The following is a 23,717-nucleotide window of genomic DNA, read 5'->3' on the forward strand; positions in this document are numbered from 1 at the left end:
GAGCTTGCCTCAATTTCTGTTACTGTTGGGCTAATCACACCTTAAGGGTACTTGAGTCGCAATGGCATTGATGGAAAAATTTAATATGAAGGAGCTCCTTGAGCGCAGCTGGCTGCGTGAAAAGGAGACGGTGTACCTTGTTCTGCTTGCCGTGGTGGTCGGCGTGGTTTCCGGTTACGCCTCGCTGCTTCTGCGTTTTGCCATCGAATGGGTCAGCCTCTTCTGGACAGGTGAGCGCACCTGGTTGAAGGCGATGGAGACACTTCCCTGGTATATCTATCTGGTGGCACCGACCGTAGGTGGCCTTCTGGTGGGCTGGATCACTGTGCGTTACCTGCCCGGAGGCGAATTGCGCGGCGTATCGGGCGTGCTGGCCGATATGGTGGAACATAAAGCCCGCGTGCACCGTCATCAGATGGCGACTGAAACCTTCGGCTCTGCCATCGCTATCGGCAGTGGTGCTAGTCTGGGACGAGAAGGTCCAACCGTTGCACTCGGTGCATTGATCGCATCTGAAATTGGCCAGCGTGCGGGACTTTCCGAACAGCAGTTGCGCATCCTGATCGGCTGTGGCGTGGCTGCTGCCATTGCCGCCTCATTCAATACCCCGATTGCAGGTGTTCTTTTCGCGCTTGAAGTCATTCTTGCCGATTATGCCATCGCCACTTTCAGTCCAATCGTTATCGCGTCAGTTCTGGCTACGGCGATTGCCCGCTCCGAGGTGGGCAACTTCCCGGCTTTTACCGTTCCCGAATACCATCTGATCAGTGTATGGGAGATCCCGGCATATATGCTCATGGGTGTGCTCTGTGGCATCGTTGCCAGCGGCTTCATCAAATCGATGGCGCCTACACGTGCATGGCTTGCCCGCATACTTCCAAACCGAAGGTTAAGGCCTGCTGCTGTCGGTTTTGTCATTGGCCTGATGGGGCTGGCGATACCGCAGGTGATGTCGATTGGTTATGGCTTCGTGGAAGATATGATGCTGGAACGCATCAACCCGGAGCTGGTGGGCATTGTTCTGCCGTTAAGCGCTTTTCTGGCGATTGTTCTGATTGCTAAGATGATAGCGGTGGTGCTGAGTGCTGCGGGAGGTTTTCCCGGCGGTCTTTTTGGCCCGGCCCTTTTTCTGGGAGCCACAGTCGGAGCGCTGTTCGGCGATATCGCGCATGCCATCTCACCCTCCTACTCTGAAAGTTATGGTGCCTATGCGCTGGTGGCCTGCGGTGCCCTGACAGCTGCTGCCCTGCAGGCACCGCTGACGGTGATGCTGATCGTGTTTGAAATGACGGCTGACTATCACATTATGCTGCCATTGATGATCGCCTGCAGCGTGGCAACCATGGCGGCCCGCTCCTTTGGCCGTGCTTCGGTCTTTACCGAGTCGCTGGAAGAGCGCGGTATTGAAACACATTGGGGGCGAGAGCAGTCCTGGATGCGCTCTGTGCCCATCACCAGGATTCCCTGGCGCTCGATCCCGCGTGTCTCCGAACATGCCAAGCTGGAGGAGCTGAAGCAGGTCTATACCGGTTCAGGCAAGGGCTGTGTGCAGGTGGTCGATGATGATGGCGATATGGTCGGCATTGTTACCTTTGGCGATCTGCAGGAGTGGCTGATAGATCCTGCGCTGGATCAGGTTGTAGTTGCAAGTGAGGTGGCCAACCGCAATGTACTTACCGTTCGTGAGTCGGACAGCCTGCTTGATGCCATCCATATCCTTGATAGTGCTGAGTTCGAGCAGATGCCTGTCGTCTCTGATGACAATTCCCGTAAAGTGCTCGGGATACTGTCGCGAAATGCGATCTTCTCCACCTATCACAAGCTGATCGTCAAACATGGCGAGCGTGACCATGAGTGAGTTGAACAACGCCCAGCAGCAGGCGGTTGAGTCTGGCGATGGCCCTCAGCTGATCTTGGCTGGAGCAGGGTCCGGTAAAACGCGCACCATCGTACACCGCATCGGTCACCTGATTGCAGAGCGCGGTATTGCACCACACAGGATTCTCGCCGTCACCTTCACCAACAAGGCCGCTGCAGAACTCAAGGCACGCCTTTCCATGCTGATCGGTGATGATGGTGGTGGCGTCACATCAGGTACCTTTCATGCGCTCTCCCTCCGGTTTTTGCGCCGCTATGCCGATGCACTTGGATTTCCCCGCTCTTTTCAGGTGATTGATTCCGATGATCAGAAGGCACTGGTTAAGCGACTGCTGAAATCACGCAATATCGCCACTGATCGTCTGCATCCGAATTACCTGATCGGCTGGATCGAACACTGTAAACATGCAGGCCTGACACCTGCACAGGCACCTGAACATGGCTGGAACGGCATCGATATGCGCGAGCTTTACGGCGAATACCAAGCGCAGTTGAAGCAGCACGAGCGCATGGACTTCTCCGACCTGATTCTCAATGTCGTGCTGCTGATGCGCGATTTTAAGGATATCGCCGAAGCACTGAGAAGCCGTTTTGATTGTGTGCTGGTCGACGAGTATCAGGATACCAATCCGATCCAGCATGAGTGGCTGATGCTGCTCTGTGCGGGCCATCGCAACCTGACCGTTGTTGGTGATGATGATCAGAGTATTTATGGCTGGCGTGGTGCCGATGTCTCCCACATTCTCGATTTCGAACGCCACTGGAGCGGCGCAGGCCTGCACCGGCTGGAGGAGAACTACCGCTCCACCGCAGCTATTCTGGAGCTGGCCAATGCGGTGATCCGGGAAAATGAAGACCGCCATGAAAAGGTGTTGAAAGCAACACATGAACAGGGGGAAACACCCCACTGGAAGGTCTGCAACGACGATTACGATGAGGCGCGCCGCATCGCAGCTCAGCTTGAGGGCTGGCGGAGCAGGGGGTATCCATGGAGCGAGATGGCGATTCTCTTCCGCTCCAATCGCCAGTCGCTGGTGCTGGAGCAGGTGCTGCGCGAGTCGCAGGTGCCCTACCGTATGATCGGTGGTGTCGGTTTCTTCGAGCGTATGGAGATCAAGGATGCACTGGCTTACTGGTCGCTGCTTAACGGCTGTGGCGATGCGCTGCAGCTGCTGCGTGTCTGTAACAGGCCAAAAAGAGGGCTCGGGCTCAAAGGGCAGGAGCAGCTGATGGAGCAACTCGCTGCTTCAGGACTGAGGGCATGTGAGTGGCTGGGGCTGATTGCAACAGGGAGCGCGGAAGGGGCGGCAAAGAAGGTTGCCCCCATGGCTCTGCTGATACAGAGCTTGCAGGGTGACCTGGATGAGATGCCTGATCGCGGTCTGAGGATCATACTGGATGAGAGCGGTTACCTGAAAAGCATCGAAGCACTGGGAGAGATCGAAGCGGCCTCGCGTCTGGAGAATATCAGGACTCTGCAGGAGTATATCGAAATGTCGATGGCGCAGGGATTGACGCCGGTGGAGTTCATGGATCGGGCCGCGCTGCTGCAGAACAGCGAAGAGATGCAGCGTAACGATGATCGTGATGATGAACCTGAAGCGATTTCGATGATGAGTCTGCACCGTGCCAAGGGGCTGGAGTTTGACTGCGTGGTTCTTCCCGGTGTTGAAGAGGGGCAACTGCCGCATCAGCGGGCCCTAGATGAGGGTATGAATGGCATTTCTGAGGAACGCAGACTTCTTTATGTCGGCATCACCCGCGCACGCAAACACCTGCTGCTGACGTCAGCCCGGCTGCGTCGCATGTTCGGAGAGTCGCACTACCCGCTTCCCAGCCGTTTCATCAAGAAAATATCCCCCGAGCTTCTCGCTCAGGAGGGGGCAACAGCTCCTTCGGCGATTGGTATGAGTCAATCCACTTCGATATCCATTGGCAGCAACGTTGCCCACCCGAGCTTCGGCGAGGGGGTTATCCTCTCACTGGAAGGGTCCGGTGACGCATCACGTGTTACTGTTCAGTTCAAACGGGCCGGAATCAAAAGACTGATGCTGAAGTATGCTGCTTTACAGATGATTTAATAAAAGAAGGGAGAACAGCATGAGCCTGAAAATCTACCATAACCCGCGATGCAGCAAGTCGAGGCAAACCCTTGCCCTGATCAGAGAGGAGGGTCTCGAACCGGAGATTATCGAGTATCTTATAACACCTCCAAGCGAAGCTGAATTGGATCACATCCTGACCATGCTGGATATCGAGCCGCTTGCGCTGATGCGTACCGGGGAGGCTGAATTCAAGGAGCAGATCAAAGGCAAAGAGCTCAACCGTGCCCAGACGATCGCTTTGATGGTCTCTTATCCTAAGGTGATTGAGCGACCGATTGTCGTTAATGGGGGGAAGGCAGCAGTTGGCAGGCCACCTGAGAGCGTGTTAGATATTCTATAAAGTAGATGGCACAAAAAAAGGCCCGGGCAATAATCCGGGCCTTATTTCATCTTAAGTTGATCAAGCGACGCCGATCGCTTCTCTCCATGCCAGAATCAGACGGAACTCATCATTGTCCAGGTCAACAGTGAGATCGCGTTTGATTTCAGTTAGCGATGCATAGGGATCAGCATCATCCAGCTCTGCCATGATCGTATCGAAATCCTTTCCGATAAAGCCAGGTACATCGATATACTGACCTGCACGGATGATGGCGACATAGTGTTTAAGCACCGTCGCTCTACTGACGCCTTGCTCGGCGGCAATTTCATCGATCGACATGCCTCCTTTGCGTTGCAGGGAGAGGGTATAGGTCTGCGTCTCAGTCAACCCGGGGCCCTTGGCAATAAGCTTGGGAATATCCTTGCCGCCGACAGTTTCAGATGCGCTGTCCGATTTTTCAAGATGCACACCTATCACCTTGATGAACGCCTCACCATATGCCTCCAGCTTATGCTGGCCGACACCGGAGATCGTGCGCAGGGCATCAACAGTGGTCGGTTTGCGTTGAGCCATCTCGGTTAGTGTGACATCACTGAACACCACGTGCGGTGGCACATCCTCGTCTTCGGCAATCGTTTCTCTCAGTTTGACCAGCTTCTTGAACAGAGGCTCATCACGAGCTGTGCCCAGGCGTTTGAACTGGCGCTTAATGCCCGGCTGATACTTGGCCAGGATAATCGGGTCACCGATGCCGATGTGGTCTGCTTTTTTGGTGGCCAGCATCGCGGCACGCTTGGAAACATCCTGGATGAAATAGCCGTGATGGACGAGCTGGCGGAGAATCGAGGTCCACTCATCGGCGTTCAGATCTGCACCTGTTCCATGGCTCTTAAGCTTATCATGTTTGTTCTCACGGATGCGGGCATTGGTGGAGCCGCGCAGTACATCGACAATATATCCCATGCCGAAGTGGCCCTTCAATTCACGTACGCAATCCAGTACTGCCTGGGCAAACTCTGTTGCATCATAGGTGGCCGGCGGATCAAGGCAGATATCGCAGTTGCCGCATGGCTCGTCCAGAGCTTCACCAAAGTAACCGAGCAGAACACGGCGACGACAGGTCAGCGCCTCGGAGAAGGCCACCATGCTGTTTAGCTTGTGCACCTCAACACGGCGCTGGTCGATGTTTTCAACGTTCTCGATCAGACGACGCACAAGGTTTACATCACCAGAGCCATAAAGCATCAATGCTTCGGACTCCAGTCCATCACGGCCGGCACGACCGGTTTCCTGATAGTAGGACTCGATGCTTTTCGGCAGGTCATGATGGATTACGAAACGGACATTGGGTTTATCCACACCCATGCCGAATGCGATCGTCGCAACAATCACCTTAATGCGATCACGCAGGAAATCATCCTGTACCTTTTCACGCGAGCGCCCCGGAATGCCGGCATGGTAGGCGGCCGCACTGATGCCGTGGCGCTGCAGGTTTACAGCCAGATCTTCCACACGCTTGCGTGAGAGGCAGTAGATCACGCCCGATGCATTCGGCCAGCCCTCAAGGAACTGCAAAATTTGAGTCAGCGGCTGACGTTTCTCGGCCACCAGGTAGCGGATATTTGGTCGATCAAAGCTGGCAACAAAGCGCTGGGCCTTGGTAAGTTGCAGGCGTTCGCTGATATCTTCGCGCGTGTGTTCATCAGCAGTTGCTGTAAGCGCCAGCATTGGTACATCCGGGAAGACTTCACGAAGTTCGCCCAAACGCACATACTCAGGGCGGAAATCATGGCCCCATTGAGAAACACAGTGCGCCTCATCAACGGCGAACATGGAGATCTTAATTTTCTCCAGCTTCTGCAGGAAACTTTTTGAAAGCAGGCGTTCCGGCGCAACATAAAGCAGATCAAGATTACCGGACTCAAAACGTTCCAGAACATCCTTGGCATCAGCAGCCTTGAGAGACGAGTTGTAGTAAGCGGCCTTTACGCCACAGGCCGTGAGTGCATCCACCTGATCTTTCATCAATGAGATCAGTGGCGATACAACGATGCCTGTGCCTTCGCGCATAATGCCGGGAATCTGATAACAGAGAGATTTGCCGCCGCCTGTCGGCATGAGAACAAATGCATCCTTTCCGTCGAGCAGGCTGCAAATGATCTCCTCTTGCATCGGGCGAAACTCATCGTATCCGAAAATATCCTTGAGTAATTTATGAGCGTCTTCTTTTACCTTTTTTGTTGCCATTTCCTTCCTCTAACAGCCGACCAATAGCGGACTGAATATTCATATGCCGGAACTGATCTGTCCGGGCCTTATTTATCAATAAATGCGTTGATTTCAGAACCCATCCATGGGTGTAATGAAGATTACAACCGGCTTCTTACATCATTTCACCACAGATGTGGAAATCTGGCAAGCATTTTGATCATTTTTTCTCTCAGCATAGGGGGGGCGAGCCTCTCGCTGTATGGTGATTCGGCGTGGCGATTGGTCCGAACTTATTGCATGATTACACACATGAGTTCTTCGCCACTTAAGGGTAAACATATTCTGCTGACACGGGCGGAGCACCAGCTGGCCAGTCTGAGCCGGGAGGTCTGTTCGCGTGGTGCGGTTGCCATCGATTTTCCCTGCCTTGGGCTCGAGCTTCTATCACATGCGGTTGAGGAGGGTGCCAGATCACTGCAAGTGTGCAGTGATGTGCTCTTTACCAGCACCAATGGCGTACTCAGCCTCGACGCTTTCTGCAGAGAAAACAGCCAGGAGTTAAAGGCGCTCCTGACCGGCAAGCGCATCGCAGCAGTTGGTGAGCAGACGGCGGCCGCGCTCGCTGAGCTTGGCATCCATGTTGACATTGTTCCAGCTCTTGCCTCACAGGAAGGGCTGGTAAATGCTTATGCCACTCACGGTTTGCCGACACGCCTTCTCTTTTTTCGTGCCGAAGAGGGCAGCAACCGGCTAGCTGAGGCACTGCAGAAGCAGGGGATTTCGGTGGAAACCATTGCCGCCTATCGGACAGTTTGCCCGGCAAAGGATGCGACTGAGATCATTGCCATGCTTAAGGCAAGCCGTATCGACGCCGTGCTTTTGGGGAGTACAAAAGCAGTCCGCTTTTACCTGCAACGCATAGGCTCTATAGAGCTGGCTAACCTGCCTGCTGTTGTGGTGATCAGCGCTCAGATGGCAGAGGCAGCGGAAAAGCTCGGTCTGAGGGTGCAGGTTGTCGCAAAAAACGCTAGTTTTGAGTCCATGCTCGATACTCTGGCTGAGTATTTTGATGCTAATCGTTCCTGAAAGAGGGGTTTCCTGATGTCGTTTTCCGACCTTGTTATACGTCCACGCCGCCTGCGCAGAACAGCCACAATCCGGAAGATGGTGCGCGAGACAACACTCTCCGTAGATGATTTCATCTATCCGATTTTTGTCGATGAGACAATCGATTCACCGCGTGAAGTGGCAAGTATGCCGGGCGTGTCACGCATTCCACTCGCCATGGTTGGGGAGGTGGTTCAAAAGGTTGCTGCACTTGGCATACCCGGCATCATCCTGTTCGGTATCCCTGCAGAAAAAGATGCCGTTGGTTCAGGTGGCTGGGATGATCAGGGCATCGTGCAGAAAGCGATCCGTGCAGCTAAAGCGGCCAGCCCAGAAACCTGCGTTATTGCCGATACATGTTTCTGTGAATATACCGACCATGGCCATTGCGGCGTTTTGCACGGCGAGGATGTCGATAACGATGAAACGCTGGCCAATCTGCAGAAGGAGGCTGTCTCCTATGCTGAAGCTGGTGTCGATATCGTGGCCCCATCAGGCATGATGGACGGCATGATCTCTGCGATCCGTGAAGGACTGGATGAAGCCGGATTCAAGAATATTCCAATCATCTCCTATGCTGTGAAGTATGCTTCGGGCTATTTCGGCCCATTCCGCGATGCCGCTGACTCCACTCCAGCCTTCGGCGATCGTGCCACCTATCAGATGGATCCGGCCAACCGCCGCGAGGCGCTTAAAGAGGCGTGGCTGGATGTCGAAGAGGGGGCGGACATGCTGATGGTCAAGCCGGGTCTGGCCTACATGGATATTATCCGCGAAGTCAAAGATGCCACCAACCTGCCGATGGCGGTGTATAATGTTTCGGGCGAGTACGCGATGGTGAAAGCAGCTGCTGAAAAAGGGTGGATTGACGAAAAACGTGTCGTGCTGGAGACCATGCTCAGTTTCAAGAGAGCAGGAGCTGATTTGATTCTCTCCTATCATGCGCTGGACGTGGCGCGCTGGCTGAACGAAGACAAGGGATAACGGAGAGCAATAGCGTATGTCTGAAAAAAAGGACGAGAACAGGGGCGAAATCGAGAGTGCGAACGCTGCCTCCGCATCCCCGGAAAAAAAGGTAAAGTCGTCGAGCACCTCTTCCAAAGTTGTCGGCTTTTTTCTGCTGGTATTTGTCATTATTGGCGGTGGACTGGCCGCCAATGGCCAGCTCATGCCTTTGCTGGACTCCATCAAAGCAACAGTTGAGTCGCAACTGGCTATTGAAAGCGACGTGACACCTTCGCAGCCAGAAGTGGCTTTGGATGAACCTGAGGTAAAACCTCTCTATAAGCAGGCCCCCAAGCAGGTAAAGCCAGAGCCTGTTGATACTGTTGAAAGCAATCATGTTGCAGCCTCCGCAGAGGCCGAGGCGTTGCTCTCTACCATCGATCAGTTGCGCTCGGAACTTCAGAGTATGGAGGCATCGCAGAAGTCGCTTAGAAGCGGTTTGCTTGAGCAGCAGCGGATGAACCTGCAGGTGCGCCTGCGCTGGATTACCGACCCGGCAAGCCGTGCAGCTCAGATTCAACTTGCCTGGGAGGAGATCTCGCTGCTTCCCGGTTTGAGTGATGCAGAGCGACAAAAGGCAGAGGCGATGCATGCGCTGGCCCGCAGCAATGTACAGAAGTTGCACCAATGGCAGGCCTCGCTGAACAAGTGGGCGGATGCCCTCTCGACCCCGGTGCATGCCGATGTTATGCCCAAACCCGAGCATCCGTGGCTTGCTTGGATCGTGGGGCAGTTCCACCTCCGCCAGGCTCCGAGTGAGGAGGCGCGCCGATTAAGTTCGCTTCGTGAGCGCTTGCTGCATGTGTCGCGGGCCCTGATGCTGGAGAACTGGCCGACTGATGGCGAATGGCAGCGCCTGCATGCTGAGCTTTTGCTGCATGCACAGGAGATGAAGGCTGACAGTAGTGAATCAGCTATTGATCTTGAACTTCCGGATGACTTCTCGGCCATTCAGGAAGATATGAAAACATTGCGCGACTCTGCCCGATTGTGGACGCAGAGCCGCAAGGGGGAGTTTTAATGCGCCTCATTTTCCTTCTCATTATCGCACTGGCTACTGCCGGAGCCCTGATAGCATTCCCCGATATTGCCGATCAGCACCTTCGACTTGAGGCTTTTGGGTGGATTTTCGAAACCCGTCAGGGGTCATTCCTTATTGCGCTGTTTGCGCTTCTAATGCTGCTCTGGCTGTTGCGCTCGATTGTGCGGGCGATCTTCTCCGGCCCTGGCACAGTCTGGCGCTCGGTTCGCATGGGTAGCCGTAAGCGGCGAGAAAAGAGATTGCGTGATGGTCTTGCCCAATGGCTGGATCATCGCGGTGACTTCGGTGTTAAGTCCCTGAAACGCGCCAAGGGTGTTCTTCCTGACTGGATTATGGAGATGCTGAAGGTGCTCGCAGTGCCGGCCAAGGACCAGCAGGTGCTGCAAGAGCATGATGACCCACTGGTCACTGTGCTGGCTGCTCGCATTGCGACTGATCCCTCTGCGCATCCGAAGCCTGACCTTGCTTCTTGCAAGGCACATATTGATGCATGGTTGCATGTCCACCCTGGAGCTCCGCTTGCCATTAGTCGTAAGGCTGATATAGCCGAGGAGGAGGGTGACTGGTCTGGACTTGTGGCCCTTCTTGAAGAGGAGTGGAAGCAGGGACATCGCTCAGCCCACTCTGTGAAACCGCGCCTTGCCAAAGCTTACATCAGGCTCTCAGAGGGATCTCCTGAGCAGGCTATGACATACCTGAGGAAGGCATACCGGTTGCTGCCAGACGATCATAATGTGCTGCTTGCCTACGGACTGGGGTTGATTGTGTCGGGCGAAACCCTGACTGCAACGCGCCTCTGGACATCACACCTTGAAAAGCACGATTCGATTGATATTGCAGATGCGCTGCTCGTCACCCAGAGCGCGGATGCGCTGCGTGCCTATCGTAAGCTGGAGTCAAAGAGTGACAGTGAGCTCAACCAGGCACAGTGCTGGTTAAAAGCGGAGCTGGCACATGCAGCCAAGCTCGAAGGGCTTGCTTTTGAGCAGATGATTGCACTTGCCGAGTCCGCGAACAGTGCGGATGCGTGGCAGAGTCTAGCAACCTGGTACCGGCAAGCGGGTGATTATGAAAAAGCATCCAATGCTTATCAGAGGGTACTTGAGGCCTGATTTCCAACTTTGCTTATTTGGCCATATGGTCTAAAATAGTAGTGAAAGAAGATAACACCTCACTTGGAGGTGTTGGCGACCACCGACGGGTGGTCGCCTATTTTTTATGTGCGCTTCTTTATTCTCACAGTGTACCCGGAGGATGTGTTGTTGACTGATCAGCTTGCTTGGCAAGAAGTGAATAAGCCGGCAGAGGGTGAGGCTGTCTGTTTCAATCTTAAGGCAAGGGTGCCTCTCTCCAATGGGCAATATGCAGATTTAATTGAGCAGGGTTTTTTGATCTGCTATCAGGGGCAATTCAGGGCATGGAGAAACCGCTGCCCACATGCAGGCGCACCGCTGGACTGGGTTCCAGGCCAGTTCTTTTCTGAGAATGGCGAGCAGCTGGTTTGCCATGTACACCACGCCCACTTCCAGCCGCTTACCGGTGAATGCCTCTCCGGTCCCTGCACCCGTGGTCTCTTCCCTCTGAATTTTCGCGAGGATGGCGATAAGATTGTCGTTCCCGTTGCAGCGGATGATTCAGGCTGTGAATAGGATGATCCAAGTTGCTGGACCATTGTCTCTCCAGCATTGTAACGGACGGATATAATCTATGGATGATTTTTTACAGGCTGCGATTGAAGAAGCGAAAAAAGGGGTAGCCGAAGGCGGTATTCCTATCGGATCGGTTCTCGTGATAGATGGCCGAATCGTTGGCAGTGGTCACAACAGGCGCGTACAGCAGGGAAGTGCCGTATTGCATGCGGAAATGGACTGCCTGGAGAGTGCCGGACGCATCAAGGCATCTGATTATCGCCGCGCAACGCTCTACTCGACACTATCCCCCTGTGACATGTGTAGTGGTGCAGTGCTTCTCTACGGGATTCCGAAGGTGGTCGTTGGAGAGAATCGTACATTTTGTGGCCCGCAAGCGTACTTGCGGTCGCGAGGTGTAGAGGTGGTCATTGTTGATAACCAGGAGTGTAGAGAACTTATGGAGAGCTTTATCCAAAACAATCCAGCGTTGTGGAATGAAGATATTGGTGAGTAGGGTGGATTCTCATATTCTGCTCTCACAATAAAAAAAGCTCCGATTTTCGGAGCTTTTTTTATTTTTTAAGAAGGGCGGTTAAGCGCTTGATTCCAGGATTTCCTTTAGGTTGGCAAAATCCATCTCCAGCTCGCGTTTGGCAATGTGTCCGACCACAGGTGATGCCACTTTAAAGAAGCGCCCTACATCAATGCTCAGTGTGCGGTGAACAAGGGTGGAGTCACCATTCTCCTCGAACTTCATCGATGCTTCCATTGGAAACGGTCCGGTTAAACTCTTGGCTGCCCAGTAGCTGCCGTCCGCGTTACGCTCGGTCACTGTCCAGTCCTGCTCAATCACGCGGCCGAGGAACTTCTCCTTCACGTGATAGACCGAACCGACACTTGGCTCGCCTTCGCTCATCTTTCGCGAATCCAGTATCGATGTCTGCCACATAGGGTCGTTATTGCAGTCATCGACAAATGCAATGACGTCAGTAATAGGACGGTTGATCTCAATGCTGGTTTCAAGTTTTTTTAAGGGCACAAAACCTCCTTGTGGTAGCGGGAAGCGTTATTCGCGCAGCAGCTCGGTAATACCGGTTTTTGAGCGGGTCTTTTCATCGACGGTTTTAACGATAACTGCACAGTAAAGGTTCGGACCACCGGCTTTGCCAGGCATGGAGCCTGAGACCACCACCGAATAGGCTGGAACTTCACCGTAAGTTGTTTCACCGGTTGCGCGGTTATAAATACGAGTCGACTTGCCGATATAAACGCCCATCGAAAGCACTGCGCCTTCACGAACGATGACGCCTTCAACCACTTCGGAGCGAGCGCCGATAAAGCAGTTGTCCTCAATGATGGTGGGGGTGGCCTGCAGTGGCTCCAGTACGCCGCCAATGCCAACACCACCGGAGAGGTGTACGTTCTTGCCGATCTGGGCACAGGAGCCGACAGTGGCCCAGGTATCAACCATGGTGCCTTCATCAACGTACGCGCCGATATTGACATAAGAGGGCATCAGCACGGTTTTCGGTGCGATGTATGCACCCTTGCGAACCGAAGCAGGAGGAACAACGCGCATGCCGCCTTTGCGGAACATATCCTCGCCCCAGTTGGCGAACTTCTGTGGAACCTTGTCATAGTAGTTTGTGCCGCCACCATGGATGACCTGATTGTCGTGCAGCTTGAAGTAGAGCAGTACTGCTTTTTTCAGCCACTCCTGCGTAACCCAGTTGCCTTCATTATCTCTCTCTGCAACGCGGACACCACCGTCATCCAGAAGCTGAATGGTATGCTCGACTGAATCACGCACTTCAGCCGTAGCTGAGCGCATATCCCACTCGGCTCTGGTATCCCAAGCACCTTCAATGACTTTCTGCAAATGATTCACGGGCAACTCCTGTTGATTAACATATAATATTTAATGTGAAACGAGTATATCGCTTTGGTTGCTGCAATCCAGCACCAGCGAGGGTTCCGGTTCAGCTTAAGACAATCTCTTGTGGCCGCTCATGGCTGAGGAACTCCATGTTTGACATCGTCAGTCCGTAGGCGCCAGCCAGGCCGAATACAGCAATGTCACCGATATCAGCGCTTTCTACATAGACATTGTTAGCCAGTTTGTCTGCACCGGTGCACAAAGGGCCACCAAAATAGACCGATTCGCTGCGGATGGACTCTTGTTCGTCGAACACAATCTGTTTTTCTAGTGAGACAATGGCCAGAGGGTGGTTAATTGCCAGTGCAGCGGGGCGTCGGAAATGGTTGATGCCACCAGCACAGATCACCTGTTTTTTACCGCGCGAATCCTTGATATCAAGGATCTCGGTGCAGAACCAGCCAGAATCTGCTGCAAGGTAGCGGCCAAGTTCCAGGAAAAAGGTGCGCCCCTGATAGCCGTAGCTCTCAATCAGCGCTTTCAGTCCATCGGCATAGGCCTGTGGGTCGAAATCGTGATCTGTTTCAAGGTAGTCAACACCGAAACCACCGCCAAAGTCGATAATATCACAGAGCAGTTCGGGATGATCGGCTTCAATCTGCTTGGCCATGCCGAATACCAGTTCACAGTTTTTCAGCAGGTCTGCCACGTTGAGGACGCCTGAGGCGGCATAGACATGCAGGCCGCGGAAGTTGAGTGATTCAAGTGCCACGATCTGCGGCAGCATGCTGCTGAGCTTCTCTTCATCGATACCGAACTTCTTGGATCCACCGGAGAAGGTGGTCTGGGCTTCATGGATGTCGAAGTCGGCATTGATGCGCAGCAGGATGTCTTGAGTCTTCCCCGCTTTTTCAGCAATGGCATTTAGTCGGTGGGCTTCGGTGAGCGACTCGATATGTACGGTGCGGATGCTATTGTCTACTGCCCAGAAGAGCTCTTCCTTCGACTTTCCGGGGCCGGTGTAGATCAGGCCGGAGGCATCAAAGCCAGCTGCAACGGCTTTTTCAGCTTCACCAAGGCTGGCGATCTCGATGCCCCTGGCTCCCGCTTCGAGGGCGGCAGCAAGGAATGCGGCATGCGGATTCGCTTTCATCGCATAAAAAACTTCAACACCTGCAGGCATGATATTCTTCAGGTGGGCGATCTTTTTGCGCATCTCGGTTGTGTCGTAGATATAGCAGTTCAGTGTATCGCCCTTTTCGGCAAGCTCGCGCAAAGTGGCTTCAACATTTTGAGGTGTCTTCATGGTCAGGGCCTCTAGATTCTTACCGCTTTCAGGCGGCGGGCAAGTTCTTTTGCGGCATCAGGTCCATCGACCAGGGCTGCACGGATGAAGCCTGCGCCGGGATTGATGCCGTTGCTATCTTCTGCACCGAGATAGGTGCCGGGCAGTATGGTTACTGCTTGCTGCTCGTAGGCAGCGAGGGCAAAGGCCTCATCATCCGCAACAGGCAGCCAGACAAAGAATGATCCAGCCGGAATATCACCACCATAAACACCGAAAAAGGCTTTCAGGCTTTGGCGATAAACATCCAGATGCTGGGCAACATGCACCTCATCCGACCATGCCGCAGCAGCCACATGCTGTAGCGGCAGTGGCGTGGCTGGACCTGTATAACTGCGTAGTTTGGTGAAGCGTTTGATCAGTTCTGCATCCCCTGCGATGAGGCCGGAGCGCATGCCGGGAAGTGCGGAGCGTTTGGAGAGCGAGTTCATGACCAGGCAACGGGAGAAATCGGTTCGGCCCAGTTTTTCGGCGACCTCAAGAAGCCCGGCGGGCTTCTTCTGCCAGAAAATCTCCGAGTAACAATCATCCGATACAATGGAGAAGTCGTGGCGGTCGGCCAGCTCAAGAAGTTCTCTGTAGTACGCTTCATCGGCAATCCAGCCGGTAGGGTTTGAAGGCGAACAGACATAAATCAACGCCGTGTTGGCCCATACATGTTCAGGAACCGAAGCAAGATCGGGGGCAAAGCCACTGGCTTGGGTGCAGGGCAGGAACCATGGCTGAGCACCGGCAGTAATCGCTGCGCCAAGATAGATCTGATACATCGGATTGGGCATCAACACATAAGGGCGCTCGCCATTTTGTGTGTCCGGATTAACCAGCGCGTGGGCAATGGCAAAGAGTGATTCACGGGTTCCGTTGGCTGAGAGTACCTGTGTGACAGGGTCGACCTCTGCAAGGTTGTAACGACGTTTCAGCCATGCGGCAATCGCACTGCGCAGCTCTATGCCACCGATGGTGGATGGATATTTTGAGAAGCCGCCGAGGTTTTTATTCAGCGTATCTGCGACAAAACCCGGCAGTGGTAGGCGTGGCTCTCCGGCACCGGCATCGATGTGAGGCAGTTCAGGGTTGGGGGTATGGCCGTCAAACAGGTCTTTCAGGCGCTCAAATGGATAAGCACCAAGCTGTTCAAGGCGAGGTTGATTTGATTTGTCAGGCATATTATTTATTGAACAGGTCTACGCCGCTAGCTCGAATCATTTTGCTCCACGGGCTAAAAGACCCGTTCACATCAATGGCGCGCACACGGAACAGCCACTCTTTATCCGCTACTTTCAGGTTGATAAGTTTCTTCGCCTCGACGCCAACATTGTTGGCCATAGGGGTATCTTCCTGATAACGCTGCCAGAAACCGGGGCACTGACAGTAGGGGTCGATCTCGGTGCGATCAATCTGCAAGCCGATCCCTTTCGGGTTGCCCTGCAGGGTATAGGTCAACTCAAGCACATTACCCACCACCTGATGCTGAAGGTTCAGCAGCTGCGGCTTCGTCGAAGGGTCAGTCGCCATCTGTGGCGCCTCTTTACGGCCGCAACCAGTCAGCAGCAGGGCAGTGACAATCAGGAGAGATAGCGTGTGAAACAGACGATTAGACTTCATTATATTTCCAGCTCCTTTTTCCAGGCAGCAACCTGAAGGCGCACCTGATTCGGCGCAGTGCCGCCAATATGATCACGGGCAGCCACACAGCTCTCTACTGAAAGTGCGCGCACCATATCTGCGCTCAGTCGATCGTCTATGGAGATGCAGGCAGCCTCATCCATCGCATGTAGTTCAATGCCCTCTTTTATGCAGTGGGCGACGGACTTGCCGACAATCTCATGTGCATCCCGGAACGGTACGCCGGCGCGCACCAGGGCATCAGCCAGGTCGGTTGCAGTCGCAAAGCCAGATGATGCTGCAGCGTGCAGGATCGACTTGTTGACCTTCATGCCCGGCAGCATGTCGCCGAAAACGCGCAGGCTTCCTTCGAGGTTATCGAAGGCATCAAAGATCGAAGCTTTGTCCTCCTGCATATCCTTGTTGTAGGCCAGAGGCAGGCTTTTAACTGTTGTCAGGATGGCAACCAGGCCGCCGATGATGCGCCCTGTTTTGCCGCGAACTAGCTCAGGCATATCCGGGTTCTTCTTCTGAGGCATAATGGATGAGCCGGTGCAGAAGGCGTCCGGCAGATCGACAAATTGGAACTGGGCGCTCATCCAGAGAATCAGCTCCTCGGAAAAACGGGAGAGGTGGACGGCGGTAATTGAAGCGGCAGCCAGCAACTCCATAATAAAATCGCGATCGGATACGGCATCGAGCGAGTTATCGGTCGGGCCGTCAAAACCGAGTTCGGTTGCGGTCATGTGCCTGTCGATCGGGAAGGTGGTTCCTGCAAGGGCGGCTGAGCCCAGGGGGCAGCGGTTCATGCGGGCTGAGGCATCGGCAAAGCGGCCTGCATCGCGCTTGAACATTTCGACATAGGCGAGCAGGTGATGCCCCAGAGTTACCGGCTGTGCAGTCTGCAGGTGGGTAAAGCCGGGCATGATTGTTTCGGCGTGCTCCTCCGCAAGCAACACGAGAACCTTCTGCAGGTGGCGGATGCGCCCCATGATATCGACTGTGCGTCGACGCAGGTAGAGGCGGGTATCGGTAGCAACCTGGTCGTTTCTGGAACGTGCCGTGTGCAGTCGTTTGCCCGCATCGCCGATTTTGTCGGTCAGGCGAGCTTCGATATTCATATGCACATCTTCCAGTGCAATCGTGAACTCAAACTCACCGCTGTTAATCTCACCGAGAATTTCATCCAGTCCACGCAGGATAGCGTTGCAGTCCTCGTGAGAGAGGATGCCTTGTGCCGTCAGCATTTTAGCATGTGCACGCGAACCGGCGATATCCTCGGCATACATGCGTGCATCCACATCGATTGATGCGTTGAATGCTTCTACAAATTCATTGGTAGGGGACTCAAAACGGCCACCCCAGGGTTTTTCAGACATATTGGCTATCCATGAAAAGTGATGTGGCAACTATAGCTGTGCTTTGTAAGAACGGAAACAGCCTTGAAATCAGTAATGGGGCGGAGGTGTCTCTTCATCGGGTCGGGCGAGCCCTGATGAGCTGTCTACCTTCATATGCTCACGTATGTGTCTCATCTCTTTTTCCAGCCTGTCGATCTGTTGCTGCTGGCGGGTCACCACATCGTTCAGTTCGCCGATGATATGATCCTGATATGAGATTTTGGTTTCCAGTTCGATCAGTCGCTCTTCCATGCGCCTCACCCTACTTTAGCTGCCCGGTGAATGCAGCAGCTTCACGCTGCATGCCGAGGCATCTGTTTATATCCACTGTGGCGGTGGCTCCTGCATCGCGCCCATCTGCTCCTTCAGGATCAACACATGCTGCTCCCAGTAGCTCTGCGTATTGAACCACGGGAATGCATACTTGAATGCCGGATCATCCCAGCGACGAGCCATCCAGGCTGCATGATGCATGATACGCAGTGTGCGCAACGGTTCGATCAGGCTAAGTTCACTGGTGTCGAAATCGTGGAACTGCGTATATGCGGTGAGCAGGATATCGAGTGTGGCGTTCACCTGGGCGTTATCACCTGAGAGAAACATCCAGAGATCCTGAATGGCAGGGCCCATGCGCGCATCATCAAAATCAATGATATACGGTCCTCCCAATCCATAGTCTTTGGCTTCCCAGAGAATGTTTCCCTGATGCCCATCGCCATGCAGCCGGATCAATTCAGGATTAATGCTTTCAAAACGCAGCTCAATAACATCAAGGAGATCCTTGGCTACGCTTTCATAGGCCGCCTCAAGCTCTGGGGGAATGAAGCCATTTTCGAGCAGGAATTCACAGGAGTCATCACCGAAGGTGTGAACATCCAGTGTTGGCCGATGTTTAAAACTGCAGGTTGTACCAAGGGCGTGGATGCGGCCGATATAGCGGCCGAGCTGCTCCAGCTGTTCCTTGCTCTCCAGATCGGGGGCCCGCCCGGCTTTGAGCGGATAGAGTGAGAAACGGTAGTTCTGAAAGTGGAATAGCGTACTGCCGTCGATAACTATCGGCGGTACGGCCGGTATGTCGAGATCAGCCAGCTCGAGGGTAAATGCATGTTCCTCGAGGATTGCAGCATCTGACCAGCGGTTGGGGCGGTAGAATTTAGCCACCAGCGATCCGGACTCAACGCCAACGAGGTAGACCCGGTTCTCATAGGAGTTAAGAGCCAGCAACTGCCCTGCGCAATCATAGCCCGCGCTCTCAACCGCCTGCAGTATCTGTTCCGGTCCAAGCCGGAAAAATGAATCTCTCTCATCCTGTTTCATCGAGCAACGCTAACACCGTAAGAGCAAGAGGTATCCAGCATTCTAGGGGCAGTCTGCCTTGTGCCTCCGGTCACAGAGCCGGCGGGCCACTGCTTTAGTATGGCGGTCATGGATAACAATACTTATCACTCAACGCCTGCACTCCGTCTCAGACTCATGCCTGCTCTCTGGCTGGCTGCACTGCTGGTGCTGGCTGCCTGTTCAGCCAAGCTGGTCAACGCACCAGACACAAAATCAGATGGCAGGGAAAGTGCACAGTCCGGCAATGATGTCAGCCAGAAAAAGCAGGCGTTTTTTGTGCAGATGAAACCGCTGGTGGAGCAGGAGAACGCCCGCACACTGGAGCAGCGCTCTGCGCTGCAGCAGATGAGTTCAAGCAAGCAGTTAAGCTGGATGGAGAAGCGAACAGTGAGGTTGCTGGCTGAAGAGTACCGCATGGAGGTTGGCGACCAGCCGGATCAGGCGTTGGTGCAGGCACTTCTGGTGCGTGTCGATGCGGTGCCGGTAGAGATGGCGCTGGTGCAGGCGGCCAATGAGTCAGCATGGGGGGAATCCCGTTTCGCCAATGAAGGAAACAACTATTTTGGACAGTGGTGTTACTCGAAAGGGTGCGGCATTGTGCCAGAGCAGCGTGCGCCCGGAGCCACACACGAGGTGCGGCGCTTTGACGATGCACAGGAGTCAGTGCGCGCCTATATGAATAACATCAATACCACGCGGGCCTATGAGTCGTTCCGCAAGCTCAGGATGGAGCAGCGCAAACGCAACCAGCCACTGGATGCCGAGCATCTGGCCCTTGGGCTGAAGTCCTATTCGGAACGTGGCATGGCGTATGTGAAGATCATTCAGGCGATGATTCGCAGCAACAGGGCGCTGATCGCCTCCAGCTAACGCAGTCTTGATCAGCCTTTGGCGCGCTCCAGGGTCACGAAGCTGTAAGGATAGAGGTTTTTATCATCCGGCTGATGCATTTCACGGTGGATTTCAGACCAGTCGTTGCGATCGAATACAGGGAACCATGCATCGCCTTCAAAAGAGCCATCAATCTCGGTGATATAGAGGCGTTCGGCACGATAGAGCAGTAGTGCATAGATCTCCGCCCCACCCATGACCATGACCTCTTCGGCATTCGGCACAGCGGCCAATGCCTCTTCCAGCGAATGGACTACCCTGCAGCCTTCAATTTTCAGATCCGGCTGACGCGTCAGGATCAGGTTGGTGCGCCCCGGCAGGGGGCGGCCGATTGACTCATAGGTTTTGCGACCCATCAGGATCGGCTTGCCCATGGTGCTCTTTTTAAACCATGCCATATCGGCTGGCAGACGCCACGGCAATGCATTCTCTTTGCCGATCAATCGGTTTCTGTCCATGGCCCAGATCAGGGAAAGTGTCGGTTTAGTCATGAGCCAAGGCTCTGAAAAGCGCGTGCTAATTGCAATGGCTATAGCTCAAGGGCACTTAGATCGAGTTTTCCATTGCGCATGGGAGGGCACCAGTAAAAGCTTCCGTTTACCGGGGTGGTGAAGCTGAACATGGCATCGACGATACCATCGTCTGCACCGACCATGCGTTTAAGCAGGGCGTTGAAAGCATCGAAGTTTTTACCAAAGGCGACAAATACCAGCCCCTCATGGCTGCTATCAGCCCACGGCATCGAGCGGCGCAGGACAAATGCTTCCGGCTCGAAATCCTCCTGCGCGGTACGTTTTACATGTGCAGTTTCTGGCGCATCAGCCAGCTCTTCATTGTCCGATTTCCTGCGTCCGATTATATCGTCCTGCTCTTCCTGCGGGCGCGTGAGAAAGTCATCCAAGTCGTGAACCCACTGCTGCACTGCCACAAAGCTGCTGCCATCCAGCCCTACACCTGCATCGCTAACAAGTGCTGCCTTAACAGCTGCATCATCGGTCGGGTTCTCCGTGCCATCTTCGTAGCCGGTCAGGTCGCGTCCGATATCGTAACGGAAACCGTCAACAATGCTGTCGCAGGTAAAGGCATCGGCCAGCAGTTCAATAAGCTTCCTGCCCGTGTGTACCAGATCACCGCGGTCATTACTGCGCAGCCAGCACCAGAGTGCGGCCTGAGTGGAGGGGATTTCCACCTGCGCCCCCTCTATGACCGGGAAGCCCGTCAATCCTGGAACTGTAATCCCTAGCGAATCGGTAACAGGTCTGCCTATGCCGACAACGGCTTGTTCACCGTCGGCAAAGTCTGCCAGTTTATAAAGGGCAGTCTGAAGCCCTGATTCAGAAGCGATCGAAAAGGTAAGGTATCGCGCCTGCATTGGCACATCGGCCAGTATGCCTGATTGTGAGTGATCCATGCGCTTATACCTCCTGTGCTGGTTTGCAGCCGCCATATGAGTATAGCAAATCAGATGGCGATCGGTGCCCTAATGCCCGGGTGGCATTCGTAGTCGATCAACTCGAAGTCCTCATACTTGAAATCGAAGATGTTGTTTACATCCGGATTGATTTTCATGGTCGGCAGTGCGAACGGTTGGCGTGCAAGCTGTGCCTCCACCTGCTCCATGTGGTTTGAGTAGAGGTGTGCATCGCCAAAGGTGTGTATGAAATCGCCCAGTTTCAGGCCACACACCTGAGCAATCATCATTGTCAGCAGGGCATAAGATGCGATATTGAATGGCACTCCGAGAAAGATGTCGGCACTGCGCTGGTAGAGCTGGCAGGAGAGTTTTCCGTCGGCAACATAAAACTGGAAAAAGGCGTGGCAGGGAGCAAGTGCCATTTTACCGTTGGCTACATTGGCCTGTGGTGAGATCGATTCGTCTGGCAGGTCGGCAACGTTCCATGCAGAAACGATCAGGCGGCGGGAGTTGGGTTTGGAGTTAATCTGTGCGATCAGCTCATCAATCTGGTCGACAAGCTTGCCGTCAGGCGTTGGCCAGTTGCGCCACTGGAAACCGTAAACAGGGCCCAGTGAGCCGTCTTCAGTCGCCCACTCATTCCATATTTTAACGCCGTTATCGGAGAGATACTTTGTATTGGTGTCTCCTTTAAGGAACCAGAGCAGCTCGTGGATAATCGATTTCAGGTGTACTTTTTTGGTAGTCACCATCGGGAAGCCCTCAGATAGGTCAAAGCGCATCTGGTAACCGAACACAGATTTTGTACCGGTACCAGTGCGGTCTCCCTTTTGGGTGCCGTGGTCGCGCACATGGCGCATTAAATCGAGATAGGCCTTCATGTTTCCCCTCGCCTGCTGAAATCAATTTGGATATGATGCCGTCAGCCGCATGAGTCGGCAACAGATGTGAGGTCCCCATGTTTATTCGTTTTTTTGCGCTGCTGATGTTTTGCCTGACCGCTTCCGGAGCATGGGCAGGTCCGAAAACTTCCACCGACAAGATTGTTGATCACTTCATGGAGCTCGATGGCAACGGCAGTGAGAGCGTTTCTCTCAGCGAATATATGGCCATGGTGAACCAGCGGGCCAGAGTCCGGTTCAGAGAGATGGATGCGAATCGTGATGGCGAAGTAACAGATGCGGAGTACCGCGATTTCTGGCAACAGAAGAAGGCCCAGTGGTACCGCCTCGAGCGCTAAGTTTCCCCGGAGTTCTTTATCTTAATTGTTATCCCTGATGCAATAGCTGAAGAAGCTCTCCTATTTTAGTGAACTCACCGCTTCGACCGCTGCCTTTTCGCCAGGCCAATCCGATTTCACGGCTGTTTTGTTCAGGCAACGGATGCAGCTCTAATGCAGAGTTGTCTCCTATCAATGACCCTTTCGCCATAGCAGGCAAGAATGTAATACCGAGATCAGCCACAACCATCTGCAGCAGTGTCTGCAGGCTTGTTGCAGAAAATCTATTGATCTGATTGGAGTTGCGCAGGTGGCATGCCTCTAAAGCGTGATCACGCAGGCAGTGTCCATCCTCAAGTAACAGAATGCTCTCATCAGGCAATGAAGCCAGGTCAACCCCGGCGTTGATCCATCTGCTCTCTCGTCGGCACGCCAGAAGGAAGGGGTCTTTAAACAGTGGCATCACCGTCATGCCTCGCATTTGAAACGGCAGGGCAACAAGAATCAGATCGAGCTTCCCATCAAGCAGCTGTTCGTGAATCACAGCTGTTTTATCCTCACGCAAAAAAAGCTGCAGCTTAGGGAATTGCTTCAGAACTTCAGGGATCAATGGCGGCAATAAAAACGGGGCGATGGTAGGTATAACACCCAGCGTCAATTTGCCACTTAACGGCTCCTGCTCACTGCTGGCAATACTCATCAGCACTTCCAGATCACGGATGCAGTGGCGCGCCTGACTTATAACGGCTCGCCCCGCCTCAGTGATCACCACACTCTTGTTGGTGCGGTCGACCAGCTGCACATTTAGTACTGTTTCAAGCTCTTTGATGGCAATGCTGAAGGCCGACTGTGAAATAAAGCAGGAGGCAGATGCCTTGCCGAAATGCAGGTGTTCATCCAGTGCAATTAAATACTTCAACTGTTTGATTGTCGGGGCCACTGCACACCTCCTGTGCTGCTATCGATCTAAATAATGAATTGTTATCATAGATATATCCAATTTTATTTATAATAAAGATGCGCGTATACTGACTTTAGCTAGTTCTTGAATCAGGAGGTTGCTATGAAAAAGACATTTTCATTTGGAGTTCTCCATATGGCCGTCGCATTCAGCGTTGCTTATCTGATGACTGGGAGCCTGTTGGTCGGTGGTGCCATTGCTCTGGTTGAACCGATGATCAATACCATCGCCTACTTCTTTCACGAGAAATTCTGGGAATCAAAAAATCGTAGCCAAAACGCCGATGCTTCGGCAATGAATCTCCAGCCAATGACCGGCAGTTGAGATCACCTTGATGGCAACACAATCGCAGCCAACAACTTCAGAT

Annotated in this window: 25 protein-coding genes; 12 read left to right on the forward strand and 13 right to left on the reverse strand. The window is 53.7% G+C overall.

Annotated elements, in window-relative coordinates; genetic code table 11:
• Positions 1 to 70 precede the first annotated feature (70 nt).
• From Ga0123461_RS01145 to arsC, 3 genes are read left to right on the forward strand one after another with little or no spacing between them, the layout of a single operon-like run.
• Positions 71 to 1,858, forward strand: coding sequence for a chloride channel protein (locus Ga0123461_RS01145; RefSeq protein WP_232710268.1), 1,788 nt, complete (start codon positions 71 to 73; stop codon positions 1,856 to 1,858).
• Entirely contained in the window at positions 1,851 to 3,959 is a 2,109-nt protein-coding gene (locus Ga0123461_RS01150) for an ATP-dependent helicase (RefSeq protein WP_100276667.1), read from the forward strand. The genes Ga0123461_RS01145 and Ga0123461_RS01150 overlap by 8 nt, the downstream gene beginning before the upstream one ends.
• 19 nt (positions 3,960 to 3,978) lie before the next feature.
• Positions 3,979 to 4,323, forward strand: a complete 345-nt coding sequence (arsC, locus tag Ga0123461_RS01155) for an arsenate reductase (glutaredoxin) (protein ID WP_100276668.1) — start codon at positions 3,979 to 3,981, stop codon at positions 4,321 to 4,323.
• Between the two features lie 60 nt (positions 4,324 to 4,383).
• Here the strand turns inward: arsC and recQ are convergent, their stop codons facing one another.
• Positions 4,384 to 6,552 carry a DNA helicase RecQ gene (gene recQ, locus Ga0123461_RS01160; RefSeq protein WP_100276669.1) on the reverse strand — a complete coding sequence of 723 codons (2,169 nt, stop codon included), beginning with the start codon at positions 6,550 to 6,552 and terminating at the stop codon, positions 4,384 to 4,386.
• 273 nt (positions 6,553 to 6,825) lie between these two features.
• On the opposite strand from recQ, the gene Ga0123461_RS01165 reads away from it, so the two are divergent.
• The 6 genes from Ga0123461_RS01165 (at position 6,826) to Ga0123461_RS01190 (ending at position 11,815) form a co-directional block, all read left to right on the forward strand.
• Positions 6,826 to 7,602, forward strand: a complete 777-nt coding sequence (locus tag Ga0123461_RS01165) for a uroporphyrinogen-III synthase (RefSeq protein WP_100276670.1) — start codon at positions 6,826 to 6,828, stop codon at positions 7,600 to 7,602.
• Between the two features lie 15 nt (positions 7,603 to 7,617).
• Complete coding sequence (hemB, locus tag Ga0123461_RS01170) at positions 7,618 to 8,607, forward strand: porphobilinogen synthase (protein WP_100276671.1); 990 nt, start codon at positions 7,618 to 7,620, stop codon at positions 8,605 to 8,607.
• Positions 8,608 to 8,623: 16 nt separating this feature from the next.
• The gene (locus Ga0123461_RS01175; RefSeq protein ID WP_100276672.1) at positions 8,624 to 9,649 is read left to right on the forward strand and encodes a hypothetical protein; all 1,026 of its coding nucleotides are present in this window, start codon (positions 8,624 to 8,626) and stop codon (positions 9,647 to 9,649) included.
• Positions 9,649 to 10,782, forward strand: a complete 1,134-nt coding sequence (locus Ga0123461_RS01180; RefSeq protein WP_100276673.1) for a heme biosynthesis HemY N-terminal domain-containing protein — start codon at positions 9,649 to 9,651, stop codon at positions 10,780 to 10,782. The genes Ga0123461_RS01175 and Ga0123461_RS01180 overlap by 1 nt, the downstream gene beginning before the upstream one ends.
• A 144-nt stretch (positions 10,783 to 10,926) precedes the next feature.
• Positions 10,927 to 11,319, forward strand: coding sequence for a Rieske (2Fe-2S) protein (locus Ga0123461_RS01185; protein ID WP_418288918.1), 393 nt, complete (start codon positions 10,927 to 10,929; stop codon positions 11,317 to 11,319).
• A gap of 58 nt (positions 11,320 to 11,377) precedes the next feature.
• Entirely contained in the window at positions 11,378 to 11,815 is a 438-nt protein-coding gene (locus tag Ga0123461_RS01190; RefSeq protein WP_100276674.1) for a nucleoside deaminase, read from the forward strand.
• Positions 11,816 to 11,893: 78 nt separating this feature from the next.
• Here the strand turns inward: Ga0123461_RS01190 and Ga0123461_RS01195 are convergent, their stop codons facing one another.
• The 8 genes from Ga0123461_RS01195 to Ga0123461_RS01230 all read right to left on the reverse strand — a co-directional run bounded on the left by Ga0123461_RS01195 (position 11,894) and on the right by Ga0123461_RS01230 (position 18,844).
• A complete protein-coding gene (locus Ga0123461_RS01195) occupies positions 11,894 to 12,340 on the reverse strand; it encodes an SRPBCC family protein (protein ID WP_100276675.1) in 447 nt (148 codons plus the stop codon).
• A gap of 27 nt (positions 12,341 to 12,367) precedes the next feature.
• Positions 12,368 to 13,189 (reverse strand): 2,3,4,5-tetrahydropyridine-2,6-dicarboxylate N-succinyltransferase, encoded by an 822-nt coding sequence (gene dapD, locus Ga0123461_RS01200; protein ID WP_100276676.1) that lies wholly within the window; start codon positions 13,187 to 13,189, stop codon positions 12,368 to 12,370.
• Between the two features lie 91 nt (positions 13,190 to 13,280).
• Positions 13,281 to 14,483, reverse strand: a complete 1,203-nt coding sequence (locus Ga0123461_RS01205; RefSeq protein WP_100276677.1) for an alanine racemase — start codon at positions 14,481 to 14,483, stop codon at positions 13,281 to 13,283.
• 11 nt (positions 14,484 to 14,494) lie between these two features.
• On the reverse strand, positions 14,495 to 15,688 hold the full coding sequence (locus Ga0123461_RS01210; RefSeq protein ID WP_100276678.1) for an aminotransferase class I/II-fold pyridoxal phosphate-dependent enzyme: 1,194 nt from the start codon (positions 15,686 to 15,688) through the stop codon (positions 14,495 to 14,497).
• 1 nt (position 15,689) lies between these two features.
• Entirely contained in the window at positions 15,690 to 16,127 is a 438-nt protein-coding gene (locus tag Ga0123461_RS01215; protein WP_100276679.1) for a hypothetical protein, read from the reverse strand.
• Entirely contained in the window at positions 16,127 to 17,506 is a 1,380-nt protein-coding gene (gene argH / locus Ga0123461_RS01220; protein ID WP_100276680.1) for an argininosuccinate lyase, read from the reverse strand. Before argH ends, Ga0123461_RS01215 begins: the two co-directional genes overlap by 1 nt.
• Before the next feature lie 69 nt (positions 17,507 to 17,575).
• Positions 17,576 to 17,779: a SlyX family protein gene (locus Ga0123461_RS01225; RefSeq protein ID WP_100276681.1), complete on the reverse strand. Its 204-nt coding sequence runs from the start codon at positions 17,777 to 17,779 to the stop codon at positions 17,576 to 17,578.
• 66 nt (positions 17,780 to 17,845) lie between these two features.
• Positions 17,846 to 18,844 (reverse strand): serine/threonine protein kinase, encoded by a 999-nt coding sequence (locus Ga0123461_RS01230; RefSeq protein WP_100276682.1) that lies wholly within the window; start codon positions 18,842 to 18,844, stop codon positions 17,846 to 17,848.
• Between the two features lie 108 nt (positions 18,845 to 18,952).
• Here Ga0123461_RS01230 and Ga0123461_RS01235 point away from each other — a divergent pair, with 108 nt between their 5' ends.
• Entirely contained in the window at positions 18,953 to 19,735 is a 783-nt protein-coding gene (locus Ga0123461_RS01235) for a glucosaminidase domain-containing protein (protein ID WP_100278619.1), read from the forward strand.
• A gap of 11 nt (positions 19,736 to 19,746) precedes the next feature.
• On the opposite strand, the gene folA is transcribed toward Ga0123461_RS01235, so the two are convergent.
• From folA to Ga0123461_RS01250, 3 genes are read right to left on the reverse strand one after another with little or no spacing between them, the layout of a single operon-like run.
• Entirely contained in the window at positions 19,747 to 20,247 is a 501-nt protein-coding gene (folA, locus tag Ga0123461_RS01240) for a type 3 dihydrofolate reductase (RefSeq protein ID WP_100276683.1), read from the reverse strand.
• A 38-nt stretch (positions 20,248 to 20,285) separates the two neighbouring features.
• Positions 20,286 to 21,167, reverse strand: coding sequence for a Dyp-type peroxidase (locus tag Ga0123461_RS01245; RefSeq protein WP_100276684.1), 882 nt, complete (start codon positions 21,165 to 21,167; stop codon positions 20,286 to 20,288).
• A 50-nt stretch (positions 21,168 to 21,217) separates the two neighbouring features.
• Positions 21,218 to 22,051: a thymidylate synthase gene (locus tag Ga0123461_RS01250; protein ID WP_100276685.1), complete on the reverse strand. Its 834-nt coding sequence runs from the start codon at positions 22,049 to 22,051 to the stop codon at positions 21,218 to 21,220.
• A gap of 77 nt (positions 22,052 to 22,128) precedes the next feature.
• Here Ga0123461_RS01250 and Ga0123461_RS01255 point away from each other — a divergent pair, with 77 nt between their 5' ends.
• A complete protein-coding gene (locus Ga0123461_RS01255) occupies positions 22,129 to 22,410 on the forward strand; it encodes an EF-hand domain-containing protein (RefSeq protein WP_100276686.1) in 282 nt (93 codons plus the stop codon).
• A 28-nt stretch (positions 22,411 to 22,438) separates the two neighbouring features.
• On the opposite strand, the gene Ga0123461_RS01260 is transcribed toward Ga0123461_RS01255, so the two are convergent.
• Complete coding sequence (locus Ga0123461_RS01260; protein ID WP_100276687.1) at positions 22,439 to 23,329, reverse strand: hydrogen peroxide-inducible genes activator; 891 nt, start codon at positions 23,327 to 23,329, stop codon at positions 22,439 to 22,441.
• 123 nt (positions 23,330 to 23,452) lie between these two features.
• Between Ga0123461_RS01260 and Ga0123461_RS01265 the strand changes: the two genes are divergently transcribed.
• On the forward strand, positions 23,453 to 23,674 hold the full coding sequence (locus tag Ga0123461_RS01265; RefSeq protein WP_100276688.1) for a DUF2061 domain-containing protein: 222 nt from the start codon (positions 23,453 to 23,455) through the stop codon (positions 23,672 to 23,674).
• Positions 23,675 to 23,717 lie beyond the last annotated feature (43 nt).

The sequence above is a fragment of the Mariprofundus aestuarium genome, assembly GCF_002795805.1.
Lineage (GTDB): Bacteria > Pseudomonadota > Zetaproteobacteria > Mariprofundales > Mariprofundaceae > Mariprofundus > Mariprofundus aestuarium.